1 protein-coding gene is annotated in these 281 nt (G+C 69.0%); it reads right to left on the bottom strand.

Annotated elements, in window-relative coordinates; all coding sequences use genetic code 11:
• The coding region (locus ACW5W4_RS18960; protein ID WP_456690423.1) for a hypothetical protein at window positions 1–281 on the bottom strand (281 nt) is incomplete at both ends.

The raw sequence follows: 281 nt of genomic DNA on the forward strand, positions 1-281 counted from the left end.
GGCAGTGGTGTCGCCCATCACCGCGCTGTCGCTGCCTTCCGGCGAGACGTTGCCTGCCGCGTCGACGATGGTCGCCGTCACGGTCAGCGCCTCGCCATCGGCCGGACGGGCAAACTCGTAGCCCACCTTGCCGGCAAGGATATCGGCCTCGCTCAGCACCCGGTCAGGCTGGCCGCTCACCTTGAGGGTATCACCGGCCTGGGCCTCGCCCGGCAGGGTCACTGCCACGTTCACGGGGCCGCTGATCTCGCTGCGGTCGATGGTGCCGTCGTCGTTCTTGT

This window comes from Aeromonas crassostreae, assembly GCF_054052445.1.